At 40.3% G+C, this 16456-nt stretch carries 21 protein-coding genes and 1 tRNA gene; 20 read left to right on the top strand and 2 right to left on the bottom strand.

Features of this window, described 5'->3' with window-relative positions:
- Positions 1-76: 76 nt before the first annotated feature.
- Positions 77-1021, bottom strand: a complete 945-nt coding sequence (locus tag SM123_RS06330; RefSeq protein WP_320909246.1) for a DHH family phosphoesterase — start codon at positions 1019-1021, stop codon at positions 77-79.
- Between the two features lie 148 nt (positions 1022-1169).
- Here SM123_RS06330 and SM123_RS06325 point away from each other — a divergent pair, with 148 nt between their 5' ends.
- The 19 genes from SM123_RS06325 (at position 1170) to SM123_RS06235 (ending at position 14117) form a co-directional block, all read left to right on the top strand.
- Complete coding sequence (locus SM123_RS06325) at positions 1170-1439, top strand: TIGR04197 family type VII secretion effector (RefSeq protein WP_320909245.1); 270 nt, start codon at positions 1170-1172, stop codon at positions 1437-1439.
- A 17-nt stretch (positions 1440-1456) separates the two neighbouring features.
- Positions 1457-1816 carry a DUF3958 family protein gene (locus SM123_RS06320; protein WP_320909244.1) on the top strand — a complete coding sequence of 120 codons (360 nt, stop codon included), beginning with the start codon at positions 1457-1459 and terminating at the stop codon, positions 1814-1816.
- Positions 1806-3788, top strand: a complete 1983-nt coding sequence (locus SM123_RS06315) for a DUF3114 domain-containing protein (protein WP_320909243.1) — start codon at positions 1806-1808, stop codon at positions 3786-3788. The genes SM123_RS06320 and SM123_RS06315 overlap by 11 nt, the downstream gene beginning before the upstream one ends.
- The gene (locus tag SM123_RS06310; RefSeq protein ID WP_013903472.1) at positions 3709-4356 is read left to right on the top strand and encodes a hypothetical protein; all 648 of its coding nucleotides are present in this window, start codon (positions 3709-3711) and stop codon (positions 4354-4356) included. Before SM123_RS06315 ends, SM123_RS06310 begins: the two co-directional genes overlap by 80 nt.
- A gap of 97 nt (positions 4357-4453) precedes the next feature.
- The gene (locus SM123_RS06305; protein WP_229099228.1) at positions 4454-5152 is read left to right on the top strand and encodes a hypothetical protein; all 699 of its coding nucleotides are present in this window, start codon (positions 4454-4456) and stop codon (positions 5150-5152) included.
- 162 nt (positions 5153-5314) lie between these two features.
- Positions 5315-5758, top strand: coding sequence for a flavodoxin (locus SM123_RS06300; protein ID WP_009730912.1), 444 nt, complete (start codon positions 5315-5317; stop codon positions 5756-5758).
- Between the two features lie 62 nt (positions 5759-5820).
- A complete protein-coding gene (locus SM123_RS06295; RefSeq protein ID WP_320909242.1) occupies positions 5821-6093 on the top strand; it encodes a chorismate mutase in 273 nt (90 codons plus the stop codon).
- A 46-nt stretch (positions 6094-6139) separates the two neighbouring features.
- Positions 6140-7303, top strand: coding sequence for a chloride channel protein (locus tag SM123_RS06290; RefSeq protein ID WP_320910001.1), 1164 nt, complete (start codon positions 6140-6142; stop codon positions 7301-7303).
- Between the two features lie 123 nt (positions 7304-7426).
- Positions 7427-7774, top strand: coding sequence for a 50S ribosomal protein L19 (rplS, locus tag SM123_RS06285; protein ID WP_003003254.1), 348 nt, complete (start codon positions 7427-7429; stop codon positions 7772-7774).
- Between the two features lie 43 nt (positions 7775-7817).
- Positions 7818-7889 (top strand) — tRNA-Arg (locus tag SM123_RS06280).
- Between the two features lie 204 nt (positions 7890-8093).
- Positions 8094-8348, top strand: a complete 255-nt coding sequence (locus SM123_RS06275) for a hypothetical protein (protein WP_320909241.1) — start codon at positions 8094-8096, stop codon at positions 8346-8348.
- Positions 8348-8902 (top strand): hypothetical protein, encoded by a 555-nt coding sequence (locus SM123_RS06270; RefSeq protein ID WP_320910000.1) that lies wholly within the window; start codon positions 8348-8350, stop codon positions 8900-8902. Before SM123_RS06275 ends, SM123_RS06270 begins: the two co-directional genes overlap by 1 nt.
- A 69-nt stretch (positions 8903-8971) precedes the next feature.
- Positions 8972-9394, top strand: a complete 423-nt coding sequence (locus tag SM123_RS06265; protein WP_320909240.1) for a hypothetical protein — start codon at positions 8972-8974, stop codon at positions 9392-9394.
- A gap of 15 nt (positions 9395-9409) precedes the next feature.
- Positions 9410-9838 carry a hypothetical protein gene (locus tag SM123_RS06260; protein WP_320909239.1) on the top strand — a complete coding sequence of 143 codons (429 nt, stop codon included), beginning with the start codon at positions 9410-9412 and terminating at the stop codon, positions 9836-9838.
- A 101-nt stretch (positions 9839-9939) separates the two neighbouring features.
- A complete protein-coding gene (locus tag SM123_RS06255) occupies positions 9940-10599 on the top strand; it encodes a DUF6572 domain-containing protein (RefSeq protein WP_320909238.1) in 660 nt (219 codons plus the stop codon).
- A gap of 346 nt (positions 10600-10945) precedes the next feature.
- Positions 10946-11233 (top strand): hypothetical protein, encoded by a 288-nt coding sequence (locus tag SM123_RS06250; protein ID WP_320909237.1) that lies wholly within the window; start codon positions 10946-10948, stop codon positions 11231-11233.
- Positions 11234-11520: 287 nt separating this feature from the next.
- Complete coding sequence (locus tag SM123_RS06245; protein WP_320909236.1) at positions 11521-12489, top strand: DUF6287 domain-containing protein; 969 nt, start codon at positions 11521-11523, stop codon at positions 12487-12489.
- A 170-nt stretch (positions 12490-12659) separates the two neighbouring features.
- Positions 12660-13151 (top strand): hypothetical protein, encoded by a 492-nt coding sequence (locus SM123_RS06240; protein WP_049513773.1) that lies wholly within the window; start codon positions 12660-12662, stop codon positions 13149-13151.
- A gap of 153 nt (positions 13152-13304) precedes the next feature.
- Positions 13305-14117, top strand: a complete 813-nt coding sequence (locus tag SM123_RS06235; protein WP_320909235.1) for a PrsW family glutamic-type intramembrane protease — start codon at positions 13305-13307, stop codon at positions 14115-14117.
- Positions 14118-14155: 38 nt separating this feature from the next.
- On the opposite strand, the gene mnmE is transcribed toward SM123_RS06235, so the two are convergent.
- Complete coding sequence (gene mnmE / locus SM123_RS06230; protein ID WP_320909234.1) at positions 14156-15529, bottom strand: tRNA uridine-5-carboxymethylaminomethyl(34) synthesis GTPase MnmE; 1374 nt, start codon at positions 15527-15529, stop codon at positions 14156-14158.
- Between the two features lie 161 nt (positions 15530-15690).
- On the opposite strand from mnmE, the gene rpiA reads away from it, so the two are divergent.
- Positions 15691-16362: a ribose-5-phosphate isomerase RpiA gene (gene rpiA, locus SM123_RS06225; protein ID WP_247913680.1), complete on the top strand. Its 672-nt coding sequence runs from the start codon at positions 15691-15693 to the stop codon at positions 16360-16362.
- The last annotated feature ends 94 nt before the right edge of the window (positions 16363-16456 follow it).

Below are 16456 nucleotides of genomic sequence, written 5' to 3'. Positions count from 1 at the left end.
TTATTAGCTTTATTTTACCATAAGAAATATCAAATGAAAACCCCGTGACCAAGATAAAAAGGCTGAGAAACCGTTCTCAGCCTTCGTTTGTGCGTGCCACTTCTTGTAGCTCTTTGTAGATTTGGTCGTTTTCCTCAAGAGAGTAGGAGTTGGCTCCACTCGCTAGTGGATGGCCACCACCGTTATGGCGTTTAGCAATTTCGTTGATCACTTTGCGTTTGCTACGCATCCGGACACGGAAGTGACCGTCGGCCTGCTCAACAAAGATAGCCCAAACAGATACGGTATCGATGCGTCCAGGAGCTCCGACAATTGCAGCAGTCTCTGAATCACGTAGATCAAATTTCTTCAAGAGTTCTTGTGTTAGGGTCACACGCGCAGCGCCATGTTCATCGATCTCAAGATGGTCATAGACATAGCCTTGAAGCTTAGCTGTCTTAAGGTTGATCGTATCCATCTGCCGAGCAAGTGCTGTAAAATCAAAGGGAATGCTTCGAAGATAGGCAGCGATCTCAAAGGTCCGAGTCGAAGTAGCAGGATAAAGGAAGCGACCTGTATCGCCGACAATCCCAGCATAGAGAAGACGCGCAGCACTAACTGGAAGCTCAAGATCCAATTCCTTAGCAAAAAGTGCGATTAACTCACTGGTAGAGCTAGACTCAGTATCGACCCAGAGCAGATCGCCATAAGCATCGTCATTTGGGTGGTGGTCGATCTTGATCAGGAAATCACCATTCGTATAGCGCTTGTCATCGATGCGAGGAGTATTAGCCGTATCACAGACAATCACCAAAGCTTCAGCATAGTCCTCATCCTTGACTTCATCCATTTCAGCAAGCCAAGTCAAGGTCGGTTCATCATAGCCAGTTGCTAAGACCCTCTTTTGAGGGAAGTGCGCACGCAGGAGATCCCGCAAGCCCACCTGGCTACCAATCGCATCCGGATCCGGATTCTGATGACGGTGGATAATAATCGTGTCATAAGCCTGAATCTTTTCAAAAATTTCATTCATTATGTTCATACATTACCTCATTTTCTCTGTCAATTTTAACATAAGAAAGGCCCATCCAGCAAGCATTTATCACTAATTAGGAGCTATGGAAGCGGTTTTACATTAGTTCAATATTTTGGTAGAATGGATAAATAGATTTAGTATGGGAGGGACTAGGATGATTGAAATTAAAAGTAATGCTGATACGGCGCAAGAGTTAGCGGCTTCTTTAAAAAGTAGTGGAGAGGCACTTTTGGGAGTTGCATCAGCTTCAAAAGATGAACAAACCAAACTATCTGGTAATGATGCGGCCCATCAAGCCATTGATACTGCTAAAACCAAAGCAGAAGAAATTGCAGCGGCGATTGAATCAATCGGGACCAACTTGCAAAGTGTTTCAATTGGATTTACAGCAGTGGATGAAGCGACTGCTGCGAGCATTCAATAGCTTGAAAGAGTAGGAAGATGAATCACGATCAACAACTATCGGAATTAAGAATACAAGAAGACCAACTTTCCCAAAAAGAAAGAGAAATTGTAAGAGAAAAAAGAAATCTGGAAGATGAGTTGAACCGCTTTGAGGGCTATAGCTCTGATGCGCACCGTTATTTATGGGATGCATTTGAATCCTATCCTTCCTCTAGAAATTTTTTTGACCAACTTCAAGAGGGATTTCTTCATGAATCGCGAAAAATTTCAAATAGTTATTTAGAAGAGCTGGATGAATTAGCTATTCAAAAAAGAAAAGTCGAAGATGATTTAAATGATATCTATCATGAACGGAAAAAATTAATGATTGAAGAGGAGTGTGACGATGGGAATTGAAGTTTATCGCGGTAGTTTGGATAGCCAAGCTAGTAGCACAGGTACTATGATTGAGCAACAATTGAAAGCTTATGAATCACTAGAAACATCATTAACTCAAATAGAAAATTCTGCCTCGCGCTTGTCTGGCCAAGCTTACGACTCTTTTAGAAGCTTTGTGACAAGTGTTGTCCAGCCATTGAAGGAGGCCGGTGTAGCTTTAGCAGAAGCTACACAAGAAAGTGTGAAGAAGCTTCCAGCATCCTATCGCTCGGAGGTGGCTGACGAGGACTTACAGGAAGAAAAGTTGGTTTCTGATATTGAACAGTGTGATCGGATGATTGCTATCTTTCATGCAGAGATCAATGAAATTGCTGCTAGTAAATCGACTAGTGCTGGAGATTTTCAACGGTTGCAGAGATTACAGAGGATTCAAGGATTAAATGTATTAAATGGTATTTTTCAGGCTGCTAGAAACAAACTACAAGAAAAATTAAATAAACTCAGAGCATTTAATGCGACATCGCCAAGTATCTTCTGGGAAATTGATGTTTTAGCCCAAGCTATTCAAATAGCTGTCAATCAAATTAACGTAGCGTGGAATCCAAATACTGGAATGTATTCTATTCCAAAGGATTTATCCTGGTCTGATCTCGTAAATGAAACGATTAAGAATAAAGAGTTTGAAAATGAATATTTGCCAAAGAAACCAAAGGATGTAACAGCGTTTGAATATAACCAATTTCTTACGGGATTACGTGAACAATCAGTGAACCTTAAAGAAATAGATGGCTGGGATAAGGATGCCATCAAAGGTTATGTTAAAGGCGTTTCAAAAAGAACTGCTGATGCCAAGACAGGCAGTGAGTTAAATGCAAGGAGAGATGCTTTGTATGCAGAAACCAAGGAGATTGGATCAGATATCTATACAGAAATGTATGCTAGTAGTAAACTAGATTCAAAAGCAAAAGTAGAACTGGTTCTTAAGCAATTAGGTGCAGAAACGGATGATAATCAGTTTATGCATTTGACAAGCAAAACGCATAAGATTTCAGAGAATCTACCACCACATGGTGATTTCAACATGTATTTCAGACGTGATGTTGTAAAAGCATTCGGTGATAAACATCTTAATTCATTGAGCGGTGAAAAACTTACTGATAAAGAACGTAAAGAAGAACTTAAGAAAATTAGTCAAAAAGAAATAGCATTGCGACAGCAAGTTCATTTTTTCCGTTATTATCTGGATCGCCAAGCAATTTACTATATTCGCAATCATTACGAAGGCGCAAATGATTACGAAAAACTGTTAGCATATGGTAAAGAAAATAATATTGAATTTGATTACACAACCGGCTCTAACTACCATAACCGCTTTAATCCAAAAGATGGCTTCAAACGTCCCTATAATATGAAAGTTCAAGTCCCTCAGGGCAATTCAGCTAAAGGAAAAGATTTGAACAATGCCCGGATGGTGGAATTTATTGTGAATTTGGATACCGGCGAGTTTGACAGTCAATGGGATGCCTATGATAATCACAAGCTAGCAAATGGTCGCTATGATTCTAATCCAAATAATTATTTTAAAGATGAATTAAGGGAAATTGCTAACACGGAATCATTTAATTACGGCCCTTCAAAAGGTAATAATACGGATGTTTCGGGAATTTATCAAGGAAAACATGGAATGCTTGATGTGGATGGTACTCCTGAGCCAGCTACTCGAACTGAAGCAAAAAGACTATTTCGCTATGAAAATGATTTGGGTAAAACAGATGAAAAAACTGCTCATGTAGGTCAATTTGCGGATATTGTAAAAGGAGGAGGACATGAAGACTATGAAGCATGGCAACGTAATACAAAAGGAATGTCAGAAAAAGAAAAAATGGAAGAGTATAATAAATATAAAAGTTATGCTAGTGGCATTAAGCCTAGCGATCGCGGGTATAATAAGTATACTCGTAGCCCTGAGTACATCAAAGAGCATAAGTGATACTCATTCAATATTAATAAATAAACGTTATATTGAGACTCAAAGTATTTCAGATAATGATAAAAAATTATCAATCAGTGCAGGTTTTGATTTAAAAGAAAAAGATTTTTTTTATTACCATGGAGCTGCAATAAAAAATAATAAATTGTATGGTGGTAGTCAGGAATATAGTGCTGCGGAGTATTATAAAAGAGCTTTGGATATTGAGCTCACTTCAGCACTTTTAAATCACCAAATTAATATTAAAGATATAAAAGATTCCAACTATCAAATCACTCGTTCAACTGATTCATTCATCAATAAAAAATTATTAGAAGAAAAACATCCGCCTGAATTTGAAGGTAGATATTCTATCAAGGATAGTCAGTTTTCCAAAGTCCGTATCACCTACAACAAAGAATTTCTACCAACAAAAATTGAGTGGTACTATAAGGGTGAAGAAGGACTAAAATGGTACACTTGGCGCACCTATTCGTATCCCTTCAAAAATAAGTCTGATTTTGATAAAAAGCTGGATGAAGAAATTGAAAATATTAAAGAAATTCAAGAGGAAAATGAGGGAGATTAACCTAGTTTTGAGATAAAGCTGAGCTTACATATGTCTCAGCTTTTTGAATAGTTTAACACTTCACTTTGGATGTATATTTTGCTAGAATGTGATGGATATGATGAAAGAAATTAAACAGAGAGGATTCAGTTCGAAAGTCTTTCTAGTTGCTTTGTCTCTAGTAGTTGTTGCTGGTGTTTTCATTGCATTCCGCAGAGGCAAGATTCAAGAAAATTCAAAATCGATATTAGAACAACAGCGGTTTATTGTTGTGGATGATTCGGGCGATGAAAATTTATATCGATCTTATTTTGAGAATGGCTATGACTTGAGGAGCAATAATTCTTATAGTAAAACTCAAGTAGTAGTAAAAAATGGGAAAAAATATGGCAGTTATTCGGACGAAAAACCATCCGATAGGTATCATAGAGACTTATACCGAAATATTACTTCCGCAATTTTGAACTTAAAAGTTTCGAGAGAAGAGATCGAAAAATCAAACTTTGTTATTGAGCGAGATCCGAAATCGTTGATTACTAAATCTCTAGTGAAGGAAGGGAAGACACCTGATTTTGAAGCCAAAGTTTTAAATGAAAAGAATCAATTTTCCAAAGTTCGGATCACCTATAATCAAGATTATTTACCGATCAAACTTGAATGGTATTTTAAAGGGAAAGATGGGTTGAAGTGGTATACCTGGAGCCGTTTTTCATATCCATATAAGACTGAATCTGAATTTAATAAAAAACTAGATGAAGAAATCCAGCGTATTAAAGATATTAAAGAGGAGTACGAGTTGGAGAAGGAAAACAGATAATAATTGAACTATTAAAGCAATTCAAGAAGAAAATGAGGGTGATTAGGTTGAATCGGTCCAAATTCTTGAAACGTGTCCCTTCTTTCAGCTTATCGGGAAAGGTTTCGTGCAAAATGCTTGAAAAAGTGGTATAATACGGGAAATAGCTTTTGGGAGGAAATTATGACTGTAGCGAAGATTGTTTTTGCTAGTATGACTGGAAATACTGAAGAAATTGCTGATATCGTAGCGGACAAATTCCGTGATCTTGGTGTCGAAGTAGATGTGGATGAGTGTACAACTGTGGATGCGGAGGACTTCCTTGAAGCAGATATCGCAGTGGTAGCGACTTATACATACGGTGATGGAGAGCTTCCAGATGAGATCCAAGATTTCTACGAAGATTTGGCTGGCCTTGATCTCAAAGGCAAACTTTACGGTGTGGTAGGATCAGGTGATACCTTCTACGATGAATTCTGTAAAGCAGTTGATGATTTCGACCGTTGCTTCGCTGCGACTGGTGCTGAAAAAGGTTCTGAGTGTGTCAAAGTTGATTTGTCTGCAGAAGACGAAGACATCGAAAAATTAGAAGCCTTTGCAGAAGAACTTGTAGCAAAAGCAAATTAATGACTAAGAGGATGGATCGATGGATTACAGCCTCGATTTATATCCAAAAAAAGAGGAGACACATGGATTTAGATCAGATTCGTAAGGACATTGACCAGATCGATCAAGAGCTTGTAGCCTTGCTGGAAAGACGGATGGTCTGTGTCGGTCAGATTGTAAAATATAAGGAGCAGCAGCGCTTACCTGTGCTCGATCAAGGAAGGGAAAGAGAGGTACTTGAGAAAGTCGGCTCTCTCGTGACGGATGAACAGTATCGTGCGACCATTCAAGCTCAGTTTCAAGATATGATGAAGCGCTCGAGAGACTATCAAGAGGAGGTGAGGGCGCGTGACTAGTCTATCGATCAAGCAAAAAGCACAACAGTATGTGGTCCTAACAGGGATGGCGCTATTCATTGGTCTCTTGGTCGGTGCCATTGACATGATTTTTGGTCAAGGTCTTCTCTTGATAGGAGATTTCCGTAGCCAGCATTGGCCTTTGATTCTTTTTCTAGCCTTAGCGGGGCTTGTCATCGTTTATCTTTATAAACGTTTTGGTGGCAAGGCTTCAAAAGGGATGGGCCTCATCTTTGATGTCGGACACGCGCGTGAGGAGAGAATCCCCTTGGTCTTGGTACCTTTGATCATGCTGACGACCTGGATGAGCCACCTCTTTGGTGGTTCGGTCGGTCGGGAAGGCGTAGCGGTCCAGATCGGAGCGACCCTTTCGCATCGTTTTGCGCGTCATATCAAGATTCCAGATGCTTCGCGTATCTTTCTCATGACCGGGATGGCAGCCGGTTTTGCGGGTCTCTTTCAGACGCCACTGGCAGCAACCTTCTTTGCTCTTGAAGTCTTGACAGTTGGGGAGTTGCAGTTGATGGCTCTCTATCCAGCGCTCATTGCCTCAATCGTGGCTAGCTTCACCTCTCATGCCCTTGGCTTGGAGAAATTTGCTGTGCCACTAAAAGAAACGCTGAGCTGGACACCAGAGACCTTGATCAAAGTTGCCCTTCTTGGCCTAGCTTTTGGTCTCGCTGGGAAACTCTTTGCTGTTAGCCTTTCATGGTTGAAGAAAACAGTCGCTCAAGTCTTACCTAATCCTTATATCCGGATTGCGCTTATAGGGGCTGGACTTAGTTTGGTCCTCTTAACCCTCCAGCTGACCAAGGTCGGAACATACAGTGGTCTTGGAACCAATCTGATTGATATGGCTTTTCATCAGGGCAGTGCGCAGAGTTATGACTGGATCTTGAAGCTCCTCTTTACCGTAGTGACCATCTCTGCTGGATACCAAGGGGGAGAAGTGACCCCGCTCTTTGCGATCGGAGCTACGCTTGGAGTCTTCCTTGCTCCTATGCTAGGTCTTCCAGTCTTAGTCGTGGCTGCTATCGGATATGCCAGTGTCTTTGGCAGTGCGACGACGACCTTGCTCGCACCGATCTTGATCGGAGGAGAAGTCTTTGGCTATGCCAACCTGCCATTCTTTGTCATTGCTTGCGCCATCGCCTATTGCCTACCAAAAGAGTGGAGCATTTATTCCGGACAAAAAGTTGCGAAAAAGTAGAGAAAAGAGCTTTACAAACCTGAAATTATCTGATATGATAGTTTCTGTGCGTAATGGAAGCACAAAAATACAGTTTATCCGCTGAGGGAGGTCCCTCAAGATTGACGAAGATAGGAGAATAAAATGAATCCATTAATCCAAAGCTTGACTGAAGGTCAACTTCGTACTGATATCCCTGCATTCCGTCCTGGTGACACTGTTCGTGTACACGCGAAAGTTGTCGAAGGATCTCGTGAACGTATCCAGATCTTTGAAGGCGTTGTTATCGCTCGTAAAGGTCAAGGACACACTGAAATGTACACTGTTCGTAAAATCTCTAACGGTGTCGGTGTTGAACGTACATTCCCAGTACACACTCCACGTGTAGAAAAGATTGAAGTTGTACGTTACGGTAAAGTACGTCGTGCGAAATTGTACTACCTTCGTGCATTGCAAGGTAAAGCAGCTCGTATTAAAGAAATCCGTCGTTAAGACGAACAAGGAGGCGGGAGTGATCTCGCTTCTTTTTTTATCGGTCCCCTTAGTTCAATGGATATAACAACTCCCTCCTAAGGAGTAGTTGCTGGTTCGATTCCGGCAGGGGACATAAATAGAAAAGAACACTGAATCTTCAGTGTTTTTTTGTTGGTTTATGCAAGGATGGATCTTGGGGAAAGTTCTTGTATGGTATAATAGTGGAAAACGTAACATTGATTTTTAAGGTAATTCTATTATGTTGGAATACCAAATTAAGAAGATTATGAGTGCTCTATAAGTTTAGTCTAAAAGGGATATAAGAAAAGGAAGTAAAATGAAAATTTCTAGTACAAGGTCTATCATCACTTTTGATTATGAAAATGGTATTGTTTTAAAAGCAAAGGGAGAATTGTTGATTGATGGAAATTTTACTGTATATAGGCCAAGTATACAGAATTGTGAGGCAGCATTCAACCACATTCGTATCACACAGAACGAGATAGATAAACTTGTCGAGGAAGTGCAGTCCATGATGACTGAGCAAACGATACATCTCGAATTTATCTTAGTTAGAGTAGGAGAAGGATGATGAAAATCGTTTACGGTGAACGGATGGTCATATGGGAGTGGGATGGTTGCGTAATAAAGATAGAACAACCAGATATCATTCATGCGGAATATAATAAAGATGATAACATTGTTATCGTCTATAGTGGAGAAAACTTTGTAAGCAAAATCATTTTCTACTTTAGTTTAGAAGGAAAATTGTTAGGGCAACAAAATCTACTAGAAGGAACCCTAGATTGGAATCATAATGGGAAGCATCAGATTAGTCTTCATCATTTACATTATCTTCGCTTTAGCCCTAAATATCAGCGTATCTTCAGTATATTTCGCTCATCCAGCGATTTTGACGTTCCATCAGAACTAGAGGTTTATAATTTAGAAGGTGAGAAAATCGACCAAATTGAATCTCCTGCAGGATTTACTATGCTATATATTTCTGAGATAAGTAAGAAGAAACTGAGAATTGTATGCGAGGCTCTTAAAGAGGATTGTTTTGATAAATCTGGTCGAAGATATTTCTATTTTAATTTGGAGTTAGAAATTAGAAAATGGGTAAAAGATGGCATCGCCTATTGAGGAAGAGAAAAAGAAGCCTGATTTTATGATAATCTGGTTGAGAGAATAACTTGCACTAGGAGAATACAAATGAAACCAACAAAACTAGAATGGGAAGATGTTATCCAGTTTGAAGAAGTTGAAGGATATGGGAAATCCATCTGGAAAAATGAGGATAAATATTTTTTAGTTTCAGAAGAGGGAACTGTGGCTTCTTGGTTAGCAGTCTATGATTTACCCCAAGAATTATTCTCTCTATTAGATAGTGGAGAGAGATCACTACTCGAAATATCTTGGAAGATTAAGCACGATTCTTGGCCACCGACGGAAGAAGAAAAGAAGGCTAGTGAGAAACAATTTGTATTAAAAGGCTTAACTCCTTTAATAGCTAATCCTAAGAGTTGGGAATTATTTACTCAGGAAGAGCTTGAGGCATTAATTCCACTTGCTGAACAAATGTGGATTGACTGGAGAGGCAAACTTCCAGACGATTATGTATCACCATTGAAATAGACAAAAAGAAATAGTATGACAACAGAAATTCAACAATACAAAAATTGTACGGTATTAAAAAACAATAATGATTATCAGATTTTGTGGAGTAGAGGGAAAGAAGTATTTAATTTTCCCATTAGCCAGGAATTAGCAAAACGTGTTTCAAAATCAAAAAAAGATGCTTTAGAAGTAATGTTTTATTGTGAACATCATCGTTGGCCAAAGGCAGATGAGTTAGATGATTATAATCATTCCAATACGATTGTACATAGAGGCGACGGATTTGTTGTATATGAAACAGATGGTTATTACGAAATTAGCTTCTTTAAAGAAGTTGGAGGAGCTATGGGCCCAGAAGTATGCTATCCTATTACTAAAGAACTGATGGATAAAGCATTTGAATCTTCTAGGGGAGCATATGAAGTAATGATTTATGCTGAAACAGGGCACTGGCCTATATAAAATAGTGATAAATAAAAGATTCAAAAAACTTCATATAAAGTTTCAATAGTTGGCTTCTCTTTTTAGCTAATAGATAATTATCAAATAGTAAAGGTGATAAAATGGAAACTATTTATTTAAGTCAAAAAGACATGTTGGAAATCTGTCAAGACGGTGACAAGTATTTTTTACGTTATCCAACTTTTAATATTACCTGCCCAGAAGTGGTTAGAGAAATCCCCAAAGAAGCTGCAGACAGTTACATGTCGGGAGAACATACTGGTAAAGAGTTGATGAATTATGCACAATATGGTTTTTGGAAATCTAAAAAGCAATATACACAAGATGAATCCGATAAGCTCTTCATCGAAGATCATCCTTCCTTTATTTTGAAAAATCCTGAAAATAGTCGTTGTCTTTTCACAGCAGAGGAATTTAGACAAATTGTCACCAAAGCCATTGTTTCAGAACTGGAACCTAGCGAACTTGACGCTATTGGTATAGTTGATAATCATTTAGAGCTTCTTCTGGTGGATCCAGTTGGCTGGGAGGAAGAGATAGAAGCAGTCCATCTGGAAATTCTGCAGGAAAAAATTAACAATTACATTCACTTCCTCGAAAGCAAGCAATATGTGGAGAGATATGGCGATAAGTTTGATAAGAAAATCGTCCATATCACCTTCCAATATTCTCCATCGGATAACGGCTTAGCCTTCCTCGCAGCGGTTCAGAAGGTATTGCAACCGACGGATATGAGCTTGAAGGTAGAATTGCCGGAGTAAAGAACAACTAAGAAGAATAAAATTAATCAATTTATGAGGGATTAAAAGTATTAAAGCGAAGGTCAGTCAAAAAATGAGATAGTTAAAAAGTAGACCAAAATTTTCTAAAAGCCCATTAGAATAGGCTTTCTAAGCATATTTTATATTTCGGCAGGGGACAGAGATAGAAAAGAAAACACTGACAGTTGAACTGCACCCCAAAAGTTAGATTTTTTCTGTCTAACTTTTGCGGAGTAGTTCACTTATGACCGAGTGTTGATGTTTTAGAGCTGTGTTCTTTCGAATGGTCCCAAAACTTATTTTTTGTATGTTATAAAAGAATATTTTAAAAATGAAGGTTTTTTCTATGGAAAATGATGTGTTTTTTGATTATTTTTTAAAATCACTTAGGTTTCATTTGGGTGATAGGTGTAAGGATATTGGATTTATAAAGTTTTTTAAAGATGAAAATAATTGTTTTATTACTATAGAGGATTATGTTTTGGAATCATTTGTAATATTGTCAAATATTTTGAGTGAGAAGAGGATTGTGTTTTCTTGTGGAATTATTTATAGTAAGGGGGTAGTTACTGGAGTAGAAGTATATATGAATGTATCAGAGTTAGAAAGATTAAATAATTTGTTTAAGATATAGTTTTGAAGAATACAAAAAAAGATAAGGGAAGCTGTCTAAATGAGATGTGTTGATTGATAGTATCAATGTTTCCTAGTTTTAGAGCTGAGTTCTTTAGAATGATCCCAAAACAAGAAAAACAAAAAATGATGGTCTAGGAGCTCGATACATTGAGCTTCTTTTTCTTTAGAAATTCAAATCATAATTTTACAGACTTTTATGTCATTAATTTATTTACCCACTCCACTTTTTCTTTGACTCTCCTTTCTTATTTTTCTAAAATAGTAGGTGTGTGAAGGAAGATTAATATGAAAAAAGCTTTGGTAATTTTGCTTTCTGCTTTGGTCTTGGCTTCGTGTGGTCGTCCTCAGAGGATGGTGACGCCTAAGAGTTCGGATACCAAGCAGACCAGCACTTCAGAAAAGAAACAGTCTGGTATGGACTTGAAAGCCATCAAGGCTAAGGACTACTCGAGTATCAAGGGGACTTGGATCGATGGGCGTGGCAATGAGCTGGTCTTTGATGACAAGGGCTTGGTCAGCGAGGATGCTGAGCTTGATGCATCGAGCTTTAAGCAGAAGGATCAGATCGCTGAGATGACGGTCAGTGCCAAGTCGGGTGTTGGAGGCTACGGTCTCTTGCTCCTTCCAAAAGGTCAGAAAGCGGGCAAAGACGATGCTTCGGATAAGTCCAAGGATCGGATCTGGGCTGGTCAGTCACCAGCTTATGGCGATGATGACAATTTCTACTATCGCAAGAAAGAGCAGCCGAAAGATCGGGAGCAAGTAGATACAGATGATAGCAGTAGTACGTATAAGACGAGTAAGGCCAAGAAGTGGAATACTCGATCGGATAGCGAGGTCAAGTCTTCGAAGAAGGCAGATCAGAATGATTATCCAGGCTACACCGCTGCTCAAGTCGAAGCTGCGCGTGTCTGGGCTTATGTGATTAAGTCTGTACCGACAGAATTGAGTATTAATGAAAAGAGTGCTGGTACAAAAATTTACTTTGGTGGGTTAGGAGTTGACTATCCTAAAGATGTTCGTCAGTTGTTTACACCAATTTCCGCAGAAGGTCATGTGACTTATGCATCCAACGGTGATGGGACAGTGACGATCTATCCTGTACCGAGTCACTGGCAACAGTCTGCAGATGAACTCAATAGTGAAGAGTTTATGACGCAATTTACCCAAGGGATCTTGGACCATGCTGAGACGGTGACCTTGCCTGACGGGGATCCAGACATGATTCGCCAGATCCTAGCTGTACTGAAGTAAGAGTGATTATGGTAGAATAATATTGGATAAAAATTTTTTTAAACTATTAAAGATCTAATGACCTATTAGGTTATAAAATTAAAGGTTTGTAATATCTTTTACAGGAAGCTTATGCAATTTTGGTTAATTACAGGTCGTTTTCTACTTGTAAAAATAAAAGGAGAAAATCTATGAAAAAAACTATGTTTGCAACAATGACCATTCTCTCGCTATTTCTGTCATCGTGCGCGCAAAAAGAAGTGAAGAATGAAGACAAAAAAGAGCAGTCTACTGAACAGAATGTAAAAGATTCTACAAAGGAAAGTAAAGAATCAGTGGTCAAAGGGATGAATCAAGCCCCTACCTCATTGGTTGGAAATGAAAAACCTAATGTAGTATTTGCTTATATGCTTCAAAATCAAATCAATGGCGAAATTGAGATGGCGAAAGTGTATTATAATGAAGAGTATTTGATCCTTGTCTTCTCTGTATCAGAAAATATGCTATCTTTAGCAAATATAAATCCAAAAGATTATTGTAAGACGCTTTTTGATTTAAAAGAAGAGATAGTAAAGCAATACAATGCAACTCAAAACAAACCGAGCAGTATAAAACTTAAAATATATGATAAAGATGAGAAGCTCTTGGCGACTGAGGAAAATGGAGCGTTGGTGATTAAGTAACTAAATTTAGTCAACAATTTGTCGCCATCTACGTTTTATATTTTTCTCACTAATCCACATTTATTGTTTTTTTAAGCTGATCCTGTTACAATGATAGTACTCGGAAAAGACTGGGCTTCCAGCCTTTTTCATTTCACTTTAGAAAGGTCTTTTATGAAACGCAAATCGATTTTGTTTCTCTATTTACTCTTGCTAGCGATTGGCCTAGCCTATGAGACCCAGTCACTGACAGAAGGCTGGATGTCTGGTAGCCAGTACGGGATTATGGGACTTTCTACCCTAATCCTTTTGGTCTATGCACTTCCTGCTGTTTGGGCTCTCTTTCATTTTGCTAAGAAGTGGAAGTTGTCTTGGGTACCGGTTCTCTTTTCTTTATTAGGAGGGGGCTTTGTTGCCGGTTGGTTGTCTAGCTTTGCCAATACCTATTTCCATGACATGATTCAAGCGATCGCTCCAAATAGCGACTTTTGGAACCAGTACGAGAGTGCCATCGCTGCGCCCCTCTTTGAGGAACCCTTTAAGTTGATTCCGATCTTCTTTGTCCTCTATTTATTCAGTGTCCGTCGCATCAAGTCGATCTTCCTCTTGGCGATTGCCTCTGGTCTTGGTTTCCAGATCGTGGAGGACTTTGCCTATATCCGTCAGGATCTGCCGGGAGGGTTCTCTTACACGGTGTCAGGGATTCTCGGCCGTGTGACCAATGCGCCCATGTCTCACTGGGTATACACAGGTCTTGTCATGCTAGGGCTCTTCCTAATTGTCCAAGCAAGCAGAGGACGCAAGGATCTACGTCTAGCAGGCTGGGGATACTTAGTAGCTGGGTTTGGACTCCATTTTGTTGGCAATTCACCCTTCTCACAAATCGTGACCGAGTTGCCGATTGCGATTCCAGTCTTGAATGCTACTGGTCTCTTCCTGATCTACCAAGCGTATCAAACCGTCGAGCGATTAGAACAAGGAAAATAAAAAAATAATGCGTATGTTTGCACACATACGCATTTTTGTTATTTTCCAAGACAGAACTGGCTGAAGAGTTGGGTAATGAGCTCATCTGGAGCAGCATCCCCTGTGATTTCTCCGAGAATTTCCCAGGTGCGGGTAAGGTCGACTTGAAGCAGGTCTACCGGCATACCAAGGGCCAAGCCTTCGTTGACCGCTTGCAGGCTTTCAACAGCTTTCTCGATAAGTGAGATGTGACGCGCATTAGAAAGATACGTCGCATCTTGCTCAACCAGCCCAGCATTTTCGAAGAAGAGGGCGTTGATCCGGTCTTCAATTTGATCGATGTTTTGGTTTTTCAGAACGGAAATCTTGATATGATCTTCCGGCAGTTGGTCGATTTCTATCTTCTCTGGGAGGTCGACCTTATTGAGGAGAATGATGCGGTTACTGTCTTGAGAGATTTCAAGGAGTTGGCGGTCTTGATCGGTCAAGGGCTCGCTAGCATTGAGGACGAGGAGGACCAGATCGGCTTCCTTGAGGGCTTTTTTCGACCGTTCGACACCAATCTGCTCAACGATGTCTTCGGTTTCCCGGATCCCGGCCGTATCGACTAGTTTGAGGGGAACCCCGTTGATGTTGACGTATTCCTCGATAACGTCACGGGTGGTTCCTTCGATATCTGTTACGATGGCTTTTTCTTCACGCAGGAGGTTATTGAGGAGGCTAGACTTGCCGACGTTTGGACGACCGATGATAGCAGTAGAGATCCCTTCACGCAAGATCTTACCGCGACGGGCAGTCTTGAGAAGGTTGGTCAAGAGGGCTTCAAATTCACTGGTCTTCTCGCGGATGATCTCAGTGGTTGCTTCTTCGACATCATCGTACTCAGGATAGTCGATATTGACTTCGACCTGGGCCAGGGTATTGAGGATCTCTTGGCGCGTGTTGTTGATGAGATAAGAGAGGGATCCGTCCAACTGTTTGACAGCGATGTTCATAGCCTTATCGGTCTTAGCGCGGATAATGTCCATGACGGCTTCGGCTTGGGTTAAATCGACCCGACCGTTCAGAAAGGCCCGCTTGGTAAACTCACCAGGCTCAGCTAATCGAGCACCTTCACGGATGACTAATTGTAGGATTTCGTTGGTCACAGCAATTCCACCGTGAGTATTGATCTCGATGATGTCCTCACGGGTGAAGGTCTTCGGCGAGCGCATGGCTCCCACCATGACTTCGTCGAGAATCTCGTCCTTATCTGGATCCACGATATGACCGTAGTTGAGGGTGTGGCTAGCGACCTTGCTTAAATCTTTCCCTTTGAAGATCTTTTGCGCAATGGCAAAGCTGTCTGTCCCGCTCAATCGGACGATACCGATCGCCCCCTCACCGAGAGGAGTCGAGATGGCAGCAATGGTATCAAATTCTTTAGTAATCATGTCATTTCTCTTTTCCTGTAGATTCATCTCTATTCTATCGTAAAGTCAGCGGACGGGCAAGGTTTTGCTTTTAGAACTAAAACTGGAAAGGTTTTCAAATAATTAGTGAAATCTCTTACAGAATATGCTATACTGTAAGAGAATATAAAAGGAGGTCTATGATGGTAAACCTAAAAGAACAGGTAGGAATTAAAGCGGCTGAGTTTGTCAAAGACGGCATGATTGTCGGTCTCGGTACAGGGTCAACTGCTTATTATTTTGTGGCTGAATTGGGTCGTCGCATCAAAGAAGAAGGCCTGCAGATCACAGCTGTCACAACGTCGAGTGTGACCTATGATCAGGCTGAAAGTTTAGGCATCCCGCTCAAGGCTATCGACGATGTCGAAGTGGTCGATGTGACAGTGGATGGCGCAGATGAAGTGGATCCTCAATTAAACGGGATCAAAGGTGGCGGTGGTGCTCTCCTCATGGAAAAAATCGTCGCAACCAATTCAAAAGATTGCATTTGGATCGTGGATGAATCCAAACAAGTTGCAACTCTTGGTGCTTTCAAACTTCCAGTGGAAGTAGTGCAATACGGGGCTGAAAATCTTTTCCGTCATTTTGAGCAAAAAGGCTACCATCCTGCTTTCCGTCTCGCGGATGACCAACGTTTTGTCACCGACCAAGGCAACTTCATCCTTGACTTGGATCTCAAGGTAATCGAGGATGCAGAAGCTCTAGCCAATGAATTGGATCACACCGTAGGCGTCGTAGAGCACGGTTTATTCTTGAACATGATTTCAAAAGTGATTGTAGGGACACCAGATGGCCCTGTCATCATAGAAAAATAGAGAGTGGGACAGAAATCGGTAATTCGTTAGAATTCGATTTCGTCGTCCCACCTCCGCACAGTTGAGTAGGGCTATAAAAGCTGATGAAATCAGC

Source organism: Streptococcus sp. S5 (genome assembly GCF_034134805.1).
Taxonomy (GTDB): Bacteria; Bacillota; Bacilli; order Lactobacillales; family Streptococcaceae; genus Streptococcus; species Streptococcus lingualis.
This window is presented reverse-complemented; position numbering and strand designations above follow the sequence as displayed.

Bases quoted from the DNA above. Each gene is read 5' to 3' on its own strand.
- SM123_RS06330 (WP_320909246.1), bottom strand. From the start codon at position 1,021: ATGAACATAATGAATGAAATTTTTGAAAAGATTCAGGCTTATGACACG.
- SM123_RS06325 (WP_320909245.1), top strand. From the start codon at position 1,170: ATGATTGAAATTAAAAGTAATGCTGATACGGCGCAAGAGTTAGCGGCT.
- SM123_RS06320 (WP_320909244.1), top strand. From the start codon at position 1,457: ATGAATCACGATCAACAACTATCGGAATTAAGAATACAAGAAGACCAA.
- SM123_RS06315 (WP_320909243.1), top strand. From the start codon at position 1,806: ATGGGAATTGAAGTTTATCGCGGTAGTTTGGATAGCCAAGCTAGTAGC.
- SM123_RS06310 (WP_013903472.1), top strand. From the start codon at position 3,709: ATGCTAGTGGCATTAAGCCTAGCGATCGCGGGTATAATAAGTATACTC.
- SM123_RS06305 (WP_229099228.1), top strand. From the start codon at position 4,454: ATGATGAAAGAAATTAAACAGAGAGGATTCAGTTCGAAAGTCTTTCTA.
- SM123_RS06300 (WP_009730912.1), top strand. From the start codon at position 5,315: ATGACTGTAGCGAAGATTGTTTTTGCTAGTATGACTGGAAATACTGAA.
- SM123_RS06295 (WP_320909242.1), top strand. From the start codon at position 5,821: ATGGATTTAGATCAGATTCGTAAGGACATTGACCAGATCGATCAAGAG.
- SM123_RS06290 (WP_320910001.1), top strand. From the start codon at position 6,140: ATGGCGCTATTCATTGGTCTCTTGGTCGGTGCCATTGACATGATTTTT.
- rplS (WP_003003254.1), top strand. From the start codon at position 7,427: ATGAATCCATTAATCCAAAGCTTGACTGAAGGTCAACTTCGTACTGAT.
- SM123_RS06275 (WP_320909241.1), top strand. From the start codon at position 8,094: ATGAAAATTTCTAGTACAAGGTCTATCATCACTTTTGATTATGAAAAT.
- SM123_RS06270 (WP_320910000.1), top strand. From the start codon at position 8,348: ATGAAAATCGTTTACGGTGAACGGATGGTCATATGGGAGTGGGATGGT.
- SM123_RS06265 (WP_320909240.1), top strand. From the start codon at position 8,972: ATGAAACCAACAAAACTAGAATGGGAAGATGTTATCCAGTTTGAAGAA.
- SM123_RS06260 (WP_320909239.1), top strand. From the start codon at position 9,410: ATGACAACAGAAATTCAACAATACAAAAATTGTACGGTATTAAAAAAC.
- SM123_RS06255 (WP_320909238.1), top strand. From the start codon at position 9,940: ATGGAAACTATTTATTTAAGTCAAAAAGACATGTTGGAAATCTGTCAA.
- SM123_RS06250 (WP_320909237.1), top strand. From the start codon at position 10,946: ATGGAAAATGATGTGTTTTTTGATTATTTTTTAAAATCACTTAGGTTT.
- SM123_RS06245 (WP_320909236.1), top strand. From the start codon at position 11,521: ATGAAAAAAGCTTTGGTAATTTTGCTTTCTGCTTTGGTCTTGGCTTCG.
- SM123_RS06240 (WP_049513773.1), top strand. From the start codon at position 12,660: ATGAAAAAAACTATGTTTGCAACAATGACCATTCTCTCGCTATTTCTG.
- SM123_RS06235 (WP_320909235.1), top strand. From the start codon at position 13,305: ATGAAACGCAAATCGATTTTGTTTCTCTATTTACTCTTGCTAGCGATT.
- mnmE (WP_320909234.1), bottom strand. From the start codon at position 15,529: ATGATTACTAAAGAATTTGATACCATTGCTGCCATCTCGACTCCTCTC.
- rpiA (WP_247913680.1), top strand. From the start codon at position 15,691: ATGGTAAACCTAAAAGAACAGGTAGGAATTAAAGCGGCTGAGTTTGTC.